This window comes from Halorhodospira neutriphila (genome assembly GCF_016584055.1).
GTDB classification, from domain to species: domain Bacteria; phylum Pseudomonadota; class Gammaproteobacteria; order Nitrococcales; family Halorhodospiraceae; genus Halorhodospira; species Halorhodospira neutriphila.
In genome coordinates this window covers 1-15946 of sequence record NZ_NRSH01000043.1, presented here as the reverse complement: position 1 = coordinate 15946, position 15946 = coordinate 1, and the positions used below count along the sequence as shown (strand labels likewise).

General features: G+C 70.6%; 18 protein-coding genes and 2 pseudogenes. 12 read left to right on the top strand and 8 right to left on the bottom strand.

The window, feature by feature from the left end:
• The 5 genes and pseudogenes from CKO13_RS13095 to CKO13_RS05425 all read left to right on the top strand — a co-directional run.
• A pseudogene (locus CKO13_RS13095) lies at positions 1–120 on the top strand (IS30 family transposase); the annotation flags it as partial.
• A 97-nt stretch (positions 121–217) separates the two neighbouring features.
• Positions 218–457 (top strand): annotated as a pseudogene (locus tag CKO13_RS05440) (capsular biosynthesis protein CpsI); the annotation flags it as partial.
• A 168-nt stretch (positions 458–625) separates the two neighbouring features.
• On the top strand, positions 626–862 hold the full coding sequence (locus tag CKO13_RS05435) for a type II toxin-antitoxin system Phd/YefM family antitoxin (protein ID WP_200257630.1): 237 nt from the start codon (positions 626–628) through the stop codon (positions 860–862).
• Complete coding sequence (locus CKO13_RS05430; RefSeq protein WP_200257628.1) at positions 862–1296, top strand: type II toxin-antitoxin system VapC family toxin; 435 nt, start codon at positions 862–864, stop codon at positions 1294–1296. Before CKO13_RS05435 ends, CKO13_RS05430 begins: the two co-directional genes overlap by 1 nt.
• Before the next feature lie 189 nt (positions 1297–1485).
• Positions 1486–2646: an ATP-binding protein gene (locus CKO13_RS05425; protein ID WP_200257626.1), complete on the top strand. Its 1161-nt coding sequence runs from the start codon at positions 1486–1488 to the stop codon at positions 2644–2646.
• Between the two features lie 255 nt (positions 2647–2901).
• Here the strand turns inward: CKO13_RS05425 and CKO13_RS05420 are convergent, their stop codons facing one another.
• From CKO13_RS05420 to CKO13_RS05410, 3 genes are all read right to left on the bottom strand, one after another.
• Positions 2902–4446, bottom strand: coding sequence for an RNA-guided endonuclease TnpB family protein (locus CKO13_RS05420; protein WP_200257623.1), 1545 nt, complete (start codon positions 4444–4446; stop codon positions 2902–2904).
• A 2-nt stretch (positions 4447–4448) separates the two neighbouring features.
• Complete coding sequence (gene tnpA, locus CKO13_RS05415) at positions 4449–4856, bottom strand: IS200/IS605 family transposase (protein ID WP_200257622.1); 408 nt, start codon at positions 4854–4856, stop codon at positions 4449–4451.
• Positions 4857–4920: 64 nt separating this feature from the next.
• Positions 4921–5157 carry a hypothetical protein gene (locus tag CKO13_RS05410; RefSeq protein ID WP_200257620.1) on the bottom strand — a complete coding sequence of 79 codons (237 nt, stop codon included), beginning with the start codon at positions 5155–5157 and terminating at the stop codon, positions 4921–4923.
• 112 nt (positions 5158–5269) lie between these two features.
• On the opposite strand from CKO13_RS05410, the gene CKO13_RS12675 reads away from it, so the two are divergent.
• The 3 genes from CKO13_RS12675 (at position 5270) to CKO13_RS05395 (ending at position 8211) form a co-directional block, all read left to right on the top strand.
• Positions 5270–5848 (top strand): DUF3322 domain-containing protein, encoded by a 579-nt coding sequence (locus CKO13_RS12675; RefSeq protein ID WP_338034588.1) that lies wholly within the window; start codon positions 5270–5272, stop codon positions 5846–5848.
• Positions 5849–6290: 442 nt separating this feature from the next.
• Positions 6291–7841, top strand: coding sequence for an ImmA/IrrE family metallo-endopeptidase (locus CKO13_RS05400; protein WP_242467903.1), 1551 nt, complete (start codon positions 6291–6293; stop codon positions 7839–7841).
• On the top strand, positions 7825–8211 hold the full coding sequence (locus tag CKO13_RS05395; protein ID WP_200257619.1) for a type II toxin-antitoxin system VapC family toxin: 387 nt from the start codon (positions 7825–7827) through the stop codon (positions 8209–8211). Before CKO13_RS05400 ends, CKO13_RS05395 begins: the two co-directional genes overlap by 17 nt.
• Here CKO13_RS05395 and hepT read toward each other — a convergent pair.
• From hepT to djlA, 5 genes are all read right to left on the bottom strand, one after another.
• The gene (gene hepT, locus CKO13_RS05390; protein ID WP_200257634.1) at positions 8195–8497 is read right to left on the bottom strand and encodes a type VII toxin-antitoxin system HepT family RNase toxin; all 303 of its coding nucleotides are present in this window, start codon (positions 8495–8497) and stop codon (positions 8195–8197) included. The genes CKO13_RS05395 and hepT overlap by 17 nt on opposite strands.
• 9 nt (positions 8498–8506) lie before the next feature.
• On the bottom strand, positions 8507–8905 hold the full coding sequence (locus tag CKO13_RS05385; RefSeq protein ID WP_200257618.1) for a nucleotidyltransferase family protein: 399 nt from the start codon (positions 8903–8905) through the stop codon (positions 8507–8509).
• A 14-nt stretch (positions 8906–8919) separates the two neighbouring features.
• Positions 8920–10350, bottom strand: a complete 1431-nt coding sequence (locus tag CKO13_RS05380) for a M20/M25/M40 family metallo-hydrolase (RefSeq protein ID WP_200257617.1) — start codon at positions 10348–10350, stop codon at positions 8920–8922.
• Positions 10347–10898, bottom strand: a complete 552-nt coding sequence (locus CKO13_RS05375) for a macro domain-containing protein (RefSeq protein WP_200257616.1) — start codon at positions 10896–10898, stop codon at positions 10347–10349. The genes CKO13_RS05380 and CKO13_RS05375 overlap by 4 nt, the downstream gene beginning before the upstream one ends.
• Before the next feature lie 83 nt (positions 10899–10981).
• Positions 10982–11782, bottom strand: a complete 801-nt coding sequence (gene djlA, locus CKO13_RS05370) for a co-chaperone DjlA (protein WP_200257614.1) — start codon at positions 11780–11782, stop codon at positions 10982–10984.
• Positions 11783–11970: 188 nt separating this feature from the next.
• Here djlA and CKO13_RS05365 point away from each other — a divergent pair, with 188 nt between their 5' ends.
• The 4 genes from CKO13_RS05365 to CKO13_RS05350 all read left to right on the top strand — a co-directional run.
• The gene (locus CKO13_RS05365; RefSeq protein WP_200257613.1) at positions 11971–13314 is read left to right on the top strand and encodes an FAD-dependent oxidoreductase; all 1344 of its coding nucleotides are present in this window, start codon (positions 11971–11973) and stop codon (positions 13312–13314) included.
• Positions 13311–14072: a DUF1365 domain-containing protein gene (locus tag CKO13_RS05360; RefSeq protein WP_200257612.1), complete on the top strand. Its 762-nt coding sequence runs from the start codon at positions 13311–13313 to the stop codon at positions 14070–14072. Before CKO13_RS05365 ends, CKO13_RS05360 begins: the two co-directional genes overlap by 4 nt.
• On the top strand, positions 14069–15292 hold the full coding sequence (locus CKO13_RS05355; RefSeq protein ID WP_200257611.1) for an SAM-dependent methyltransferase: 1224 nt from the start codon (positions 14069–14071) through the stop codon (positions 15290–15292). The genes CKO13_RS05360 and CKO13_RS05355 overlap by 4 nt, the downstream gene beginning before the upstream one ends.
• On the top strand, positions 15285–15946 hold a 662-nt coding region (locus CKO13_RS05350), incomplete at its 3' end, for a MerR family transcriptional regulator (RefSeq protein WP_200257610.1). The genes CKO13_RS05355 and CKO13_RS05350, both read left to right, overlap by 8 nt.

Genomic DNA, 15946 nt, shown 5'->3' with positions numbered 1-15946 from the left:
AACGATATCGCCCGGCTTTTAAACCAGCGGCCGCGCAAGGCGCTGGACTTCAGAACGCCCGAGGAGGCCATGACTGAAGAGCTTCAGGCCTTCTCGAAGACTGTTGCGCTTGATTCTTGAGACCAGCCACTTGCGGATCGGAGCAAACGACTGCCGAGCAGGCACGGCGCAACAAGCGGGATACCATCGCCTTCCGCAAACGGATAGACGGACTAGGCGGCTCTACAACATCGGCGCCGACGAGCCGGTGCCGCTGATGCGCTTCGTCGAGGTCCTCGAGCGCGAGCTCGGCATCGAGGCCGAGAAGCGCTACCAGCCCCTGCAGCCCGGCGACGTGCCCGAGACCCACTCGGATATCACCGACCTGGCCCGGGATACCGGCTACCGCCCGCAGGTCAGCGTCGAGGAGGGCGTGCGGCGGTTCGTCGAGTGGTATCGGTGGTACTACGGGGTCTAGGCGGGCGCGGCGCTAGGCGCCGCGCTCCGCCGCCAGGGCCTGAAGGGTCTCGGCCAGGACGCCGTTTGACCCGGAGGTAGATGCCGAAGGCTGGATCGCTGCCGCTTGCATCGGCGAGACATCGTGTACACAGTATATGTACACGACGAACAAGATGCGGAGTCGTCCATGAAAGAGGTAAACGTCCGCGAGGCCCGTACGAACCTGGCGCAGATCCTCAATGAGGTTGAGCAGGGGCAGGAGGTGCGCATCCTGCGCCGCGGCCACCCCATCGCCCAGATGACCCGCCCCGAGGAGACCGTTCAGGGATTTCGCTCGCGGGCCAAGCTGCGACAGGAGCTCCCGCCGGCGCACGAGGAGGCTGCCCAGGCCACGCGCGCGATCCGTGACGCTGCGCGTTATTGATGCTCTACGCCGACACGAGCGCCATCCTGCCCTACTATCGGCACGAGCCTGCGAGCGCCGCCGTCGAGCGGCTCTTCATCGCTCAATCCCAGCCGGTGGCCATCAGCCATCTCACGCGCGTGGAGGTCGCGTCGGCTCTCGCGCGGTGGGTGCGCATGGCGGAGCTCACGGAGGCCCAGGCCAATCGGGTCGAATCGGCCTTTCACGAGGACCTCCATGAGGGGCGTTTCCGCGTACTGGAGCTCGACCGCACCCTGTACGATCGAGCCACGCATTGGCTCCTGGCTCGACGGACCAGCCTGAGGACGCTAGACGCCCTGCACCTGGCCTGCGCCGAGGCACACAACCTGTCCCTGTTGACCTTGGACGACCCCCTTCGAGCGGCGGCCGAGTTCCTGGGGGTCAAGACCTGCGATTTGCCGACGGAACCATAGCCCAGGTGTGACCACCCGGCTGCCCGAAGGGTGGTCGGGGCGCGGCGGTTCGTCGCGTGGTACCGGTGATACTACGGCGTCTAGCAGGGCCATCTGCAAGATCTGCAGTGTGGGCCCGAAACCGTGCGCCTAACCGCTTTGTCGGCGCCGCGGTTTGTGCTAATTGTAAGTGTCGCTTACAATTAGCACATGATTCCGAGGCACGCCCAGGCCACGCTCGAGCAGCTGGCTGCCAGCTTCCCGGTGGTCGCCGTCACCGGGCCCCGCCAATCCGGCAAGAGCACCCTCGTCCGGGCGCTCTTTGCGGACCGCCCCTACACCTCCCTGGAAGACCCGGATCAGCGGGAGTTCGCCACCGACGACCCGCGCGGCTTCCTCGCCCAATATCCGGGGGGCGCTGTACTGGACGAAGTCCAGCGCTGCCCGGCGCTGTTCTCCTACCTGCAGGGACGTGTCGACCAGAGCGGCCGGCTCGGCGAGTGGATCCTGACCGGCTCACAGCAGTTCGGGATGGTCTCGGCCGTGACCCAGAGCCTGGCCGGGCGAGTCGGCATGCTGGCGCTCCTGCCGTTCGCGCGCGACGAGCTCCAGGCCGCGCAGCAGCTGCCGGAACAGCTCAACGAGACACTTTGGCGGGGTGGCTACCCGCCGATCTACGACCGCCCCGTGGAGCCCGTCCTCTGGTACGGCTCCTACGTCCAGACCTACCTCGAGCGCGATGTCCGCCAGCTACTCGGCGTCCGCGACCTGACCCTGTTCCAGCGCTTCCTGCGCTTGACGGCGGGGCGGACCGGGCAGCTGCTCAACCAATCGGCCCTCGCCGAGGAGACCGGCGTCAGCCACAACACGGTCCGGGAGTGGCTCTCCGTGCTCGAGGCCAGCTACATCATCCATCGGCTGCCGCCGCACCACAACAACTTCAACAAGCGCCTCGTCAAGACGCCGAAACTCTATATGCTCGATACCGGCTTGGCGTCCTGGCTGCTCGGCATCGAGTCCGCGCAGCAGATCGCTACCCACCCGCTGCGCGGCGCACTCTTCGAGAGCTGGGTGGTCGGCGAGCACCTGAAGGCGCGCTGGAACGCCGGACGCCCCTCCAATCTCTACTTCTGGCGCGATCGGGCTGGGCGCGAGGTCGACCTGGTAATCGAGCGCGGCGGCCGCCTGCAGCCGGTGGAGATCAAGGCCGGGGCGACGGTGACCCGCGACGCCCTCCGCGGTCTGGAGCGCTGGTGCGAGCTCGCCGGCGACGAGGCCGCCGGACCGCGGCTGATCTACGCGGGCAGCGAGACACGTGAGCAGCGGGGGATCCGCATCCAGCCGTGGCGCTCGGCGATCTTCGAGGCGTAGCCCATCACCCGTGGGTCCTTAGCAGCTGCAGGCCGAGAGGCCGAGAAGCGCTACCCGCCCCTGCAGCCCGGCGACGTGCCGGAGACCCACTCGGATATCACCGACCTGGCCCGGGAGACCGGCTACCGCCCGCAGGTCAGCGTCGAGGAGGGACCAAGTCCTTGCCTTTGGGTACCGCTTAGTCTAGCTTACTTGGCTAAGCTCAACGTCAGCACAAGCGGGACTCTATGACAGAGACCCTGAACCTCCCCACGGCTAAAGCCGGGGGGTTCTGGTGACGAGACAACCGCCTCTCCCCGGTCCTCCCGGCGGGCTTGCGCCCTTCGGTACGCCATCCGGGGCCTCAACGGCTGCCGATTCACCTTTGGCGGGCGAGCAGCTCTGTCTCCGGTACGCCGCGAGTCCGAAGCTGGCCGGGGCGGACCCCGAGCCACTTGCTGCTTGGTTCAGCCTCTCCATCGCCCGCCCGAGGAGCGGTTCCGCACCCGCCCAGGCCGATTGGGCCTGAGACATGGAGAGGCAGTGGTCTTCGACGTGCCGCGCCAGGAAGGCCGAAAACAGGTCTCTCTGGGCCGACACGCCGCATTCGCAATGGTGCCAGCGGGCGGATAGCGGCTTCTTGCGGACCGCGCCGCAGACACAGGCTTGGGAGAGCCGGGTGCTCTGGGTCGGGAACTCGATCACCTGGCCGCCAGCATTTGCGGCTTTGCGGCGCAGGCGCTCGATGAACATCCCCGGTGCCCGATCCCGGACGCTCTTCCCGAAACTGCGCTGGAAGCCCTGATAGGAGAGCGCTTCCGTCTTGATGATGTTGCCCAGGGCCAGCACTTGGTTGGCCAGCGAGCCGTGGGCTCGCTTTCGCGTGGCTGCCTGCTTTCGCTGGAGCTCGGCCAGCTTGGCGCTCAAGGACCGATAGCGCCTGGAGCGTATCCAGTGCTGACAGCCCTCTTTCACCGTGCCATCCGGGTGGTAGTTGTCCGGGTTGGTGGCCCGGCGGCTACGGTCCATGGCCCGCTGGATGCGGCGGATCTCCCGGCCCAGCGGCTCCAGCTCATCGCAGAAGCGGGCCAGGAAGGCGTCGTCGTCCCCGACCGCAGCGATGGTGGACGGGCCGATGTCCAGGCCGACCTCCTGGCCGCAGGCCACCTTGTTCTTGGCCTTCTGCCAGGGCGTGCCTTGGAGCACAAGCTGGGCAAACCAGCGGACCCGCCCCTTCATGGTCCGGCGTACCAGGCGGACGTGCTTAACCCGTGAGGCCAGGGCGTGTGCCTCGACGCCGTGCTTATCCTTAGGATCGATGCGTACGGGGAGCTTCAGGCCTTTCCACTCCACCGCCCCGTCCCGGAAGCGCAGGCCGGCAGCGTTGGACTTGCCCTCGATGGTCCTGAAGCGCCGGGCGCCCTTGAAGCGAGGGCGACCGCGCTTGTTGTACAGGTGCTCCTCGATAGCCTTCCATGCCCGCGTGCCGAGCTTCTGAACGACGTGGGTATCGAGCCGTTCCCGAAATCCCCCTGCATGCCAATGTGTGCGGGCGACCTGTTGGAGCTCGGAATCGGATAGTCCGGCCTCCTGGCGTAACCCCCACAGGGTCTCGTTGCGCGCACGCCCTTTCGGCATATCAAGAGCTCGCCGCCATGCCCGGCTTTCACGCAGGAGATCCATCCGGCGCAAGCCTTCCCCGAGGGTCGCGTTGAAGACCTGCCGGGCGGCGTGCAGACGGGTCTCGAGCACCCGGTCCACCCCGGGCGTGACCACCAGGGGCAGCTCGTGGACGAAGGTGGGGGTCGGCTGGCGAGGCACGGCTAGACGTTCCTCTGATCCTCGATGTACTGCTTGATTACTTCCAGCGGGGCGCCGCCGACCGTGGAGACGAAGTAGCTGTTGGTCCAGAGCGTTGGGAGCCGGGAGCGCAGGAAGGGGAACTCCTGGCGCAGCAGCCGGGAGGAACGACCCTTGATCTGCTTGATCAAGCGATGGATTCCGTACTGCGGATCCACCTCGACAAGCAGGTGGACATGGTCCGGCATGACCTCCATCTCCAGGATCTCTGCGTCGCTTTCAGCACAGACGTTTTGTATAACCTCTTCTAGCCGAATTGCCACCCCCTCAACGAGCACCTCCCTACGGTACTTAGGGCACCATACAACATGGTATTTGCATGAGTAGACCACGTTGCGGTTCGACTTGTAGGTGACAGCGTAATCCGGCATACGCTTATTATCTAGCAACCTATCACATAACAGCAACAGCTACCTGGGCTCGCTCACCCCATAGCTAAAGCAAGGGGCTTGCGCTCGCTTTTTGGTCATCCTCGGCCACTTCCTCAATGAGGGCTACGGGCACGGCGTGACCCTGGCCCAGATCTTCTGGCTCTCGGGCTCGGGGCAGCCGGAGCGCATGCACGTGGTCGCCGACCGGGAGCTGACGATCGCCCGGGACTTCTCCGACTTCGGCCACGACATCAAGAACCTGCGCAAGCGCCTGCGCGATGCGCCGGATATCGAGGTGCACGACACCTTCCCGCCTTACGGGGCCGCCTTCCGCCGGCGCTTCGGCATCGAGGGCGAGCAGGCGCTGGAGCTGTTCAGCCAGACGGTGTCCATGAAGTCGGTGGGCAACCTCACTGGGCTTCCCCGCTTCGAGCGCCGCTTCCGGCCTGGAGCACGCCGAGGAGTGGCCGCAGCTGCTCGCCGTCTGCGCCTGGTTCCGCGACCACCCGCGCCCCGGGATCTACCTGCGCCAGCTCGACATCCCCGGCGTGGACACCAAGTTCATCGAGTCCCGGCGCCGGCTGCTCGGCGAGCTGCTCGACCTCGTGCTGCCCGCCGAGGCGGTGGATACCCGCTACACCGGGGCCCGGGGCTTCGAGGCCCGCTACGGCCTCCGGCAGGCGCCGACGCGGGTGCGGCTGCGGCTGCTCGACCCGGAGCTGGCCATCCGCGGGTTGACGGACCTCGCCGTGCCCGTCGAGGAGCTCGCCCGGCTGGACCTGGCGGCCCACCGCCACCTGTGCGTCCCCGACCCGCGCGGTGAGCCCGGCGCCGCGCCCCCGGAGCGGCTCACCCACGAGGAGGCGGCCACCTTCGCCGAGCTGCAGGCCGGCGACGCGAAAGCCGGGCCGCTGCGGCTGGAGCAGGAGCGCATCGGCATGGGGTGGGCGGAGGGGCGGATCCGCGGCAGTCGGTGGTACTATCAGCTCTGAGGATAAACTGCGAGCGTGTCGGCAACATCGACCTCAAGGAGCCGGGCAGTACGACTATGGGGAGTGAGCAGCCCCGATGGCGCTATGAGCGCGGAGAAGGTCGGAAGAAACATCGCTGGAAATACGATCAAGCAGGATTCGAGCCGAGCGGTCGCGGTCCTGTGGGCAAGTGCCCGAGGCACATCACGGAGGAGCTTGCGGAGCAATTGCTCAATGAGGAGGCGATACCTGTTCACGAAGCAGAGGATAGCCAAGCGCCCGATTGCTTCTATGCCGTCTATCGGGGTGTAGTGTACGAGGCGGTTCCGACGCAGCCTGGGGTCTCTTATCATGCCTATCCTTGGCGGGGAGACCTGCAGGGTCGGAAGGGGCTTCGTCGATGGGTCCTGCGCAAGCTTCGTGAGCAGGCGGATCGCCGCGGAGAGCGGCAGGAGCTAGAACAATGGCTGAGGAAGTACGGCGGTCCAGGCGATTGATCGGTGAGCCGGGTGGCCTTCAGTTCGAGCTCGATTTGGATCCAGCAGATGAATACGGTCTTGCCCAAGGGAAAGGGCAGGTCTTCCTGAAAGGCGAGCCGGTCTGGATCACGGAAGATGCGCACGGGCAAGAGCTGGCGCTATCCTGGACCTGGGTGGACCTTCTGGCCTTTCTGGGGCGCTGGTGGCCCTGGCTCATGCTGGAAGAAGACTACCCCTTGCCGGTAACCCCCCTCTATCCGGCCTACTTCCTCCAGGAGGCGGAGACCCGCTGGGAGGATCTTCCCGAAGAGCAAGTGGATGAGGAAGAAGAGGAGGCCCATCGCTTCCTCGCCCGTCACGACCTTGCCGAGGGCTTTAAGGGGCTGTTTCTCCCCTCACTCCTCCTATTGCGCCAGGGAGAGGTCTGCTTAATCAGTGCCACCGCAATCCGTTCAACTCGGGTACGCCCGTGGGCCGAGGTCCGCGATACGCTGGAGGCCGTAGGCGATTACCTAGCTGAGCATGTCGCCGAGAGCATCAACCCCCGAGCGCAACAAGCCCTGGCGTGGTGGCGAAATCGCGAGGCACGGCTGGCGGAGCGGGGGCTGGAGATCACCACCGCCCTATCGGGTGATGAGCGGGCCCAATTGACGGAGCTCGGGCTGGCCGAGGAGGAGTGGCAGTGGCCCGAGATCCGCACAGTAGCCCGCATGAGCCGGGGGGCCATGCTCAGGGAGGACCGTCTGGCCTTCCTGCTCCGGATTGCAGAAGCTCCGGCGCGGGAGACTCCGGAACTGGATCGACTAGGGGCCTCATTGAACCAAGACTTCCAGGAGAGCGGGGCACCGTATAAGCAAGGCTACTGGATGGCAGGCTGGCTTCGACAGGCCCTGGGCATTGCTGACGATGCTGTTATCGAGCCCCGGGATTGGCTCGAAGCTTGGGGTGTGCAGATCGAGGAAGTCGAATATCCCGGCTGCCCGGTGGATGCGGTGACAGCTTGGGGCGAAGAGCACGGCCCTGTGGTCATCCTCAACCGAGCGCGAGGCTCTCATGGTGCGCACGAGCACGGTGAGCGGGCCACACTAGCGCATGAGATCGCCCACCTCCTCCTCGACCGTGAAGGTGCCCTTCCGGCGGGGGAGGTGCTCGGCGGCCGTGCGCCCGAGTACCCTGAAAAGCGCGCCCGGGCATTCCAGGCAGAGCTCCTCCTCCCCCGCGCGGTTGCCGGCAATGTCGTGCAGGAGTCTGCCTCGCTAGAGGAGGCTGCCCGGTATCTACAGGACACCTACCGCGTAAGCACTGAGCTCCTAGCCTGGCAGATCAACAATTCAGGGATCCGGAGCTCGCTTACCGCAGAGGAGAAGGCCCTCCTTGAGCAGTGGAAGACCGGAGCTGTTAAGCAGCCCGGAGCCAGTAAGCGCGTCGGCTTCCTGAAGGGGCAGATCGAGGTGCCTGAGGACTTCGACCGGCTCGGCGGGCAAGCGATCCTCGACGCTTTCCACGGAGAGGATCCGGATGCATCTGCTCCTTGATACCCACATCCTGCTCTGGGCAGCAGCGGACTCCCCACGGCTACCTCAGCAAGCGCGAGACCTCCTCCTCGACCCGGACTATCAGCTCGCCTACAGCGCTGCGAGCCTGTGGGAAATCACCATCAAGCGCGGTCTCGGCCGTAGTGACTTCCGGGTGGAGCCTTCCGTGCTCCGGCGCGAGCTCTTGGAGCACGGCTACGAGGAGCTGGCGATCCGTGGCGCCCATACCCTCGCTGTAGGAAGCCTACCGGACCTCCATAAGGACCCCTTTGACCGCATACTGATCGCGCAGGCCGGTGTCGAGGGCTACACGCTGCTGACCAGCGATCATCAGCTCGCCCGGTATCCGGGGCCTATCCGTACCGTTTAGCCAGGGCCTCGATCCACTCCGCATACTCGCCATACGCCTCGAGCGCCGGCTCGACGGCCGCCGCCACCCGATCCAGGTCGATGGTGTCGTACAGGTGGGTCAGCACGTTGCGCATGGCGCAGGCGTCCATGAGCCGCTCGGCGAGCTCGTCGGTCAGGCCGAGCTGATCCCGCAAGGCCGCAAAGACGTCGCGATAGCTGGCGGCGAGTCTGTACCCGTGGGCCCGTAGCAGCTGCAGGCCGATATCCGCGGAGGCCTCGCAGAGCAGCTGGAGCAAGCGCTCAATCGCGTAGTGCTAGCGACGAAGGAAGAGCTGCGCATCGGCGTGGAGGAAGAAGGCCCGATCCTGCTCGCGCTCAAAGAGGCGAGGCTCGGCCTCGTACAGGCAGACGCCGTCGCGGAACGCCTGGAAGCGGACCAGCGGCGAGGTGCCGTCGTGGAGGACGAGCAGGTCCACCGGATAGCCGGCGGCCTCCTCGAGGCGCCGGCTCCAGCGCCCCTGCGTCATGAGGTCCGGCACAGCCGCCGGGAGCACCGCCAGGTCGAGGTCCCGGCCCGTGCCCGAGCGGGCTACCGAGCCGAAGAGCACGACGAGCCGCCAGCCGTAGGTACGGGCGTGCGGCTCGAGCGCGGCTCGAAGCCGCGCGATATCGATGCCGCTCACCGGGTGCTGCGCCCCATCGATCTCCTCCATGCCCGGGCCCCTGCTCAACGGCCTCCTGGCCCGCTGGCGCGCTCCGCCGCCAGGGCCTGGAGGGTCTCGGCCAGGCAGGCGGTGAGCCGGCGCGTGGCGTCGAGGTGGAGGGACTCGTCCGGGCCGTGGGCGTTGGCGCCGGGGCCGGCGACGCCGGTGACCAGGTACTCGGCCCGGGGGAAGCGCCGCTGCAGCCAGACGAGCAGCGGGATCGTCCCGCCCTCGCCCATGTAGACCGGCGCCGCGCCGAAGTGGGCCTCGGAGGCGTCCGCCAGCGCCCGCGCCAGCCACGGCGCCGGCTCCGGCGCCGCCCAGCCGGCGGCGACGGTGTCGGGCTCGAAGCGCACGTGGGCGCCGGCCGGCGGGTCCTCGGTGAGCAGCGCCTCGAGGGCCTCGGCCACCGCCTCGGCGTCCGCCGTCGGCGGCAGGCGCAGGGCGAGCTTGACGGCGGTGAAGGGGCGCAGGACGTTGCCCGCCGCCTCGATGGGCGGCAGCCCCTCGGCGCCGATGACCTCGACGGCGGCCCGCCAGGAGCGGTCGAGGATGCGCTCGGCGGGGTCGTCGGAGTCCGGGCGCACGCCCTCGAGCAGGGGGTAGCGCTCGCGGGTGAGCGCGCCGAGGACCTCGCCGGCGTGGGCCGCCTGCTCGCGGCAGTGCCGGGGGATGGTGACCTCGCACAGCTGCGGCAGGATCCGGCCCGTGGCCTCGTCCTCGAGCCGGGAGAGGAGCCGGCGCAGCACCCGGAAGCTCGACGGCGCCACGCCGCCGGCGTCGCCGGAGTGCACGCCCTCGGCGAGGACGTCGGCGCGCAGGATGCCGGTGATCATCCCGCGCAGGGAGTTGGTGCACCAGAGCCGGTCGTAGGTCCCGCAGCCGGCGTCGGGGCAGACGACGAGGTCGGGGTCGCCGATGGCGCCAGCGAGCTCGTCGAGGTAGGCGGGCAGGTCGGGGCTGCCGCTCTCCTCGCCGGTCTCGGCGATGAGCACGCAGCGCGGGTGGGCGTGCCCGGCCTCGCGCAGGGCGGCGAGCGCGGTGACCACGGAGAAGAGGGCGTAGCCGTCGTCGACGGCGCCGCGGCCGTAGAGCCGCCCGTCGCGGATCTGCGGCTCCCACGGGCCGAGGCCCTCGGACCAGCCGGTGCTCTCCGGCTGCTTGTCGAGGTGGGCGTAGATCAGCGCCGTGCCCGCCTGCGGCGCGCTCCCCGGCACCTCCACCCACAGCAGCGGCGTGCGCCCCTCGCGGCGCAGGACCTGGGTGTCGGCGTCGGGCAGGTGGCGGCGGCAGAACTCGGCGCCGAGGGCCACGGCCGCCTCCAGGTGGCCGTTCTCGGCCCACTCGGCGTCGAAGGCCGGCGACTTGGCGGGGATGCGGACGAAGGACTCCAGCGCCGGGAGGGCGTCGCGGTCCCACGCCTCGGCGATGCGCTCCAGGCTGACGCGGCTCATGAGGGCTCCTCCTGCTGCTCGGCGAGCTCGCCGAGGACCTGCTCGTGGATCCGGCGCGCCGGCTCGTCGGCGAGGACGAAGCGCAGCCGCTGGAGGTGGCCGAGCTGCGGCGCGGCCTCGCGGATCGCCCCGACGGCCACCCGGGCGGCGCGCTCCATGGGGAAGCCGAAGGCGCCGGTGGAGATCGCCGGGAAGGCGACGCTCGCGAGCCGGTGCGCCTCGGCCTCGGCGAGGGCGTTGCGGTAGCAGTCGGCGAGCAGCCGCTCGCCGGGCTCGTCGACGCCGTAGACGGGGCCGAGGCAGTGGATGACGTGGGGGTTGGGCAGGCCGTAGCCGCCGGTGGTCACCGCCTGGCCCGGCTCGATGGGCGCCAGGGGCCGGCAGGCCTCGGCGAGCTGCGGGCCGGCGGCGCGGTGGAGGGCGCCGGCGACCCCGCCGCCGGGCATGAGCTCGGCGTTGGCGGCGTTGACCACGGCGTCGCAGTCGCCCTGCGCGGCGATGTCGCCGACCACGGCCTCGATGCGTAATCCGGCGAGCTGGTATGCCATCGTCGATCCTCCCGAGGCGGCGGCCGCCGCCTCGCCTGCGCGCGTCTTTCTCGGGCACCTTATAAGGGAATGGTAGCAGCCGCCTAGAGGCCGCGCGCCTCGCAGAGGGCCTCGTAGGCGGCGCGGATCTGCCGGGTGCGCTCGCTGGCGGCCTCGAGCTCGCGCTCGGAGACGCCGCGGGCGACGAGCCGGTCCGGGTGGCTGCGGCTGATCGCCCGGCGGTACGCCTTGCGCACCTGCTCGGCCGAGGCGTTGCGGCTGACGCCGAGCAGCCGGCAGGCGTGCTCGACGGTCGGGCGCAGCGTCCGCTGGCGCTGCCCCTGGCGGTACGCCTCGAGCCGCGCCTTCAGGTCCGCCTCGGCGACGCCGGCCCAGCGCCAGACGCGGCGCAGGAGCCGGTCCCGGCCCGGGTGGGCGGCGCCGTCGGCGCAGGCCACCCGCAGCTGGAAGTCCAGGAAGCGGGCCAGCTCCTCGGGGTGGCGGCGGCCGATCAGGCGCAGCAGCAGCAGCACCGGGCGCAGGGGTGCATCCGGCGCCTTGCCGCGGTTGAAGACGGTGATCGCCCGCCGGCGCCCCGGCTCGTCGAGGGGCAGCTCGGCGAGCACGCGCCGGGCGGCGGCGATCTCGGCCTCGCTGACGCGGCCGTCGCGCTTGGCGATACGGCCCATGGTCAGCGCCGTGGCGCCGATGAACAGCCGCTGCTGGGCGGCGAGCCCGCAGCCGCTCCAGACCAGCCCCACCACGCCGGTGAGCCGCGCCCAGGCGTCGAGCAGCGCCCCGACCCCGAAGCCCACCACCACGCCGATCGGCCCCGCGGCCAGGCCGCCCGCCAGGGCGCCGAGCAGCCGCCCGAGCCAGCGCCGAGTCCAACGGTTCAGCTGCATCCCACTTCCCTTTCGCGCTTCCCAAGGATACCGGAGCCGCCGTGCGCTGCGCACCCACCCCTTGCAAAGCCCACGGCGATTTACAATCTTCCTACTGGACTGATATTAGCTACGGTTCAATGCGGATGCGGCGGGCCCGGACCGGCGCCCGGCGGGAGAACAAGACCAACAAGCAAAGGAGCGACGCCGTGCAGAGCCAAGAGATCGCCGTCGTCGGCGGCGGGATCGCAGGGATGGGGGCCGCCTGGCTGCTCTCGGGCCGCCACCGGGTCACCCTCTTCGAGGCCGAGGAGTACATCGGCGGCCATACACGGACGGTGGAGGCGGCGCTGCGCGACGGCCGCTACCCGGTGGATACGGGCTTCATGGTCTACAACGCCCGCAACTACCCCCACCTGTGCGCCCTGCTCGATGCCCTCGGCATCGCCGGGCAGGACTCGGACATGTCCTTCGCCTGCGCCGACCGCGCGGCGGACCTGGAGTACTCCGGCGAGAGCCTCGGCGGGCTCTTTGCCCAGCGGCGCAACCTCCTGCGGCCGTACTTCCTGCGCATGGTCGCCGACATCCTGCGCTTCAACCGCCAGGCGCGGCGCGCCCTCGCCGCGGGGCTCGACGAGCGGCTGACCCTCGGCGAGTACCTCGACGCCTCGGGGCTCGGCGACGGCTTCCGGCGCTACTACCTGCTGCCCATGGCGGCGGCCATCTGGTCGTGCTCGCCGCGCAGCCTGCGCCAGTTCCCGGCGGCACGCTTCCTGCGCTTCTTCGACAACCACGGCCTGCTCGACCTCGCCGGCCGGCCGCAGTGGCGGACCATCCCCGGCGGCGCCCAGCGCTACGCCCAGGCGCTGCTCGGCGCCCTGCCCCGGGCCCACGCCGGCACGCCGGTGCGCGCCGTGCAGCGCCCGGCGGACGGCGGCGTGCGGCTGCTCGGCGACGACGGCGAGCTCGGCCGCTTCGACCAGGCGGTCCTCGCCTGCCACGCCGACCAGGCGCTGGGGATGCTCGAGGCGCCGAGCGAGGCCGAGCGGCGGCTGCTCGGGGCCTTCCAGTTCCAGGACAACGCCGCCGTGCTCCACACCGACCCGGCGGCGATGCCGCGGCGCCGGCGCGTCTGGGCGAGCTGGAACCACATCAGCGCCGCCGACGAGGCGGCCGAGGGCTCGGTCTCGGTGACCTACTGGCTCAACCGCCTGCAGCGCATCGCCAGCGCCGAGGACGCCTTCCTCTCCCTCAACCCCGTCGACGCCGTCGACGAGGGCCGCGTCCTCGCCCGGCTCGGCTTCCGCCACCCGATCTTCGACCGCGAGACCGCCCGCGCCCAGGACGGGCTCGACGCCGTCCAGGGGCAGGACCGCCTGTGGGTCTGCGGCGCCTGGACCGGCTACGGCTTCCACGAGGACGGGCTGCGCTCGGCGGTCCGGGTGGCCGGCGCCCTCGGCTGCCCGCCGCCCTGGCAGGCGCCGGCCGCGCCCCTGCAGGCCGCCGACACCCCTGCGGCGTCGACAACGGCAGCGGAGGAGGAGCCGGCTTGATTGAGACGCCCGCGATCTACCCCGGCGCCGTCCTCCACCGCCGGATGACCGCGCCGACGTACCGTTTTCGCTACCGGTACGTCGCCTTCCTCCTCGACCTCGACGAGCTGCCGGCCCTCGATGCGCGCTCGCGGCTGTTCGCCCACAACCGCCACGGCCTGGTCAGCCTCTACGACGCCGACTACGGGCCGCGGGACGGCTCGCCGCTGCGCCCCTGGATCGACAACCTCCTGCGCGAGCGCGGCATCGCCGCCGACGGCCGCGTGCTGCTGCTCACCGTCCCCCGGGTGCTCGGCCACAGCTTCAACCCGCTGTCGGCCTGGTTCTGCCTCGACGCCGACGAGCGCCCGCGGGCGGTGCTCTGCGAGGTCCACAACACCTTCGGCGAGAGCCACGGCTACCTGCTCCACGACGACGGCGCGCCGCTGGACTTCCCCGTGCGCAGCGAGGCGGCGAAGACCTTCCACGTCTCGCCCTTCTTCCCCCTCGACGGCGGCTACCGCTTCCGCCTCTCGGCGCCGGGCGAGCAGCTGGCGGTCTCCATCGGCTACCACGGCGCCGAGGGCCAGCGCCTGGCCGCGGTGCAGACCGGCGAGCGCCGGCCGCTGACCGACGGCCAGCTGCTGCGCGTGCTCGGCCGCCTGCCGCCGCCGGGGGTCCGGGCGCTGGCCCAGATCCACTGGCAGGCGCTGAAGATCTACCTGCGCGGCGGCACCTTCCACACCAAGCCGGAGCCACCGAGGGAGTTCCTGGAATGAGCCCGCTCAGCGAGACCCGGAGCGCGCCGCGCCAGGCCGGGACGCCGCTGGCCGCGCGCATCCTCGCCGGCTGGCTCGAGCGCATCACTACCGGCCAGCTGACCCTCTGCCCGCCGCGGGGGCCGGCGCGGACCTTCACCGGCAGCCGCAGCGGCCCCGAGGCGGAGCTGCGCCTGCGCCGCCCGGCGCGGGTGCTCGCCCGGGTCCTCCACCGGGGGGATCTCGGCTTCGCCGAGGCGTACATGGCCGGCGAGTGGGACACCCCGGACCTGGCCGCGCTCATCGAGCTGCTCATCTACAACGAGCACGCCTACAACGCCTCCCCGGCGGGGCGCTGGTACTCGCGGCTCGCCCTGGCGCTCTACCACCGCCTGCGGCCCAACACCCCCACCGGCAGCCGGCGCAACATCGCCGCCCACTACGACCTGGGCAACGACTTCTACGAGCTCTGGCTCGACGAGACCATGACCTACTCCTCGGCGCTGTTCGCCGAGCCCGAGCAGGGCCTGGCGGCGGCGCAGCGCCACAAGCACGCCGAGACGCTGCGCCAGCTCGGCGCGCGCCCCGGCGAGCACCTGCTGGAGATCGGCTGCGGCTGGGGGAGCCTCGCCCGGGCCGCCGCCGAGGCGGGCGTGCACGTCACCGGCGTGACCCTCTCCCGCGAGCAGCTCGCCTGGGCCCGCGAGCACCTGCGCACGGCCGGCGGCGCCGGGCGGGCGGAGCTACGCCTGGCGGACTACCGCGAGCTCGCGGGGCGCTACGACCACATCGCCTCCATCGAGATGTTCGAGGCCGTCGGCCGCGAGCACTGGCCGGCCTTCTTCGCGACCCTGCAGCAGCGCCTGCGCCCCGGCGGGCGGGCCCTGCTGCAGGTGATCACCATCGACGAGGCGGCCTTCCCCGTCTACGAGCAGGCCCCGGACTTCATCCAGCGCTACATCTTCCCCGGCGGCATGCTGCCGACCCTCGGCCACCTGCGCGAGGGGCTGCAGGAGGCCGGGCTGGAGCTCGAGCAGGTCAGCGCCCACGGCGGCGACTACGCGGCGACCCTGGCGGCCTGGCAGCGGCGCTTCAACGCCCGCGCCGAGGCCCTCGAGGCCCTGGGCTTCGGCGAGCGCTTCCAGCGCATGTGGCGCTACTACCTCGGCTACTGCGAGGGGGGGTTCCGCAGCGGGCGGATCGAGCTCCACCGGATCCTCGCCCGGCGGCCCGATGCCTGACGCGCACGCCATCTACCCCATCCGCACCGTCGCCCGGGTGACCGGCGTCAACCCGGTCACCCTGCGCGCCTGGGAGCGCCGCTACGGGCTGCTCCAGCCGCAGCGCACGGCCAAGGGGCACCGGCTCTACACCGAGGCGGACATCGCCCGCGTCCGGCGTATCCTCGTCCTCCTCGACCGGGGCGTGCCCATCAGCCGCGCCCGCGAGGCCCTCGCCCAGGGGGAGGAGACGCCCGCCGCCACGGAGCCGGAGCCGCCCCCGTGGCCCGAGTGGCGGGAGCGCCTCGAGCAGGCCCTGACGCGCTTCGAGCCCGCCGCCCTGGAGGGGGCGGTCGGCGAGCTCCTGCGCCTCTACCCGGCGGACCGGGCGGTCTGCCACGTGCTGCTGCCCACCCTGGAGGCCCGCCTGGGCGGCCCGCCGGAGGCCGAGGCCGAGGCCCGGCTGCTGAGCGCCTTCCTGCGCGGCCACCTCGGCCACCTGGCCAACCGCCTCCAGCAGCAGCGCCTGGGGGGCCTGCGCCTGGTCGTGGCGGCGCCGCCGGGGCCGGGGCTCGCGCCGCCGGCCGCCGAGCTGGCCCTGAGCGCCCTGACCCTCGCCGCCCTGAGCGCCGGCCACCGCCCCGTGCTCCTCGGCGAGCAGGCGCCGGCGCTCAG

Bases quoted from the DNA above. Each gene is read 5' to 3' on its own strand.
- CKO13_RS05430 (WP_200257628.1), top strand. From the start codon at position 862: ATGCTCTACGCCGACACGAGCGCCATCCTGCCCTACTATCGGCACGAG.
- CKO13_RS05435 (WP_200257630.1), top strand. From the start codon at position 626: ATGAAAGAGGTAAACGTCCGCGAGGCCCGTACGAACCTGGCGCAGATC.
- CKO13_RS05425 (WP_200257626.1), top strand. From the start codon at position 1,486: ATGATTCCGAGGCACGCCCAGGCCACGCTCGAGCAGCTGGCTGCCAGC.
- CKO13_RS05395 (WP_200257619.1), top strand. From the start codon at position 7,825: ATGCATCTGCTCCTTGATACCCACATCCTGCTCTGGGCAGCAGCGGAC.
- CKO13_RS05385 (WP_200257618.1), bottom strand. From the start codon at position 8,905: ATGGAGGAGATCGATGGGGCGCAGCACCCGGTGAGCGGCATCGATATC.
- djlA (WP_200257614.1), bottom strand. From the start codon at position 11,782: ATGCAGCTGAACCGTTGGACTCGGCGCTGGCTCGGGCGGCTGCTCGGC.
- CKO13_RS05375 (WP_200257616.1), bottom strand. From the start codon at position 10,898: ATGGCATACCAGCTCGCCGGATTACGCATCGAGGCCGTGGTCGGCGAC.
- CKO13_RS05380 (WP_200257617.1), bottom strand. From the start codon at position 10,350: ATGAGCCGCGTCAGCCTGGAGCGCATCGCCGAGGCGTGGGACCGCGAC.
- tnpA (WP_200257622.1), bottom strand. From the start codon at position 4,856: ATGCCGGATTACGCTGTCACCTACAAGTCGAACCGCAACGTGGTCTAC.
- CKO13_RS05355 (WP_200257611.1), top strand. From the start codon at position 14,069: ATGAGCCCGCTCAGCGAGACCCGGAGCGCGCCGCGCCAGGCCGGGACG.
- CKO13_RS05400 (WP_242467903.1), top strand. From the start codon at position 6,291: ATGGCTGAGGAAGTACGGCGGTCCAGGCGATTGATCGGTGAGCCGGGT.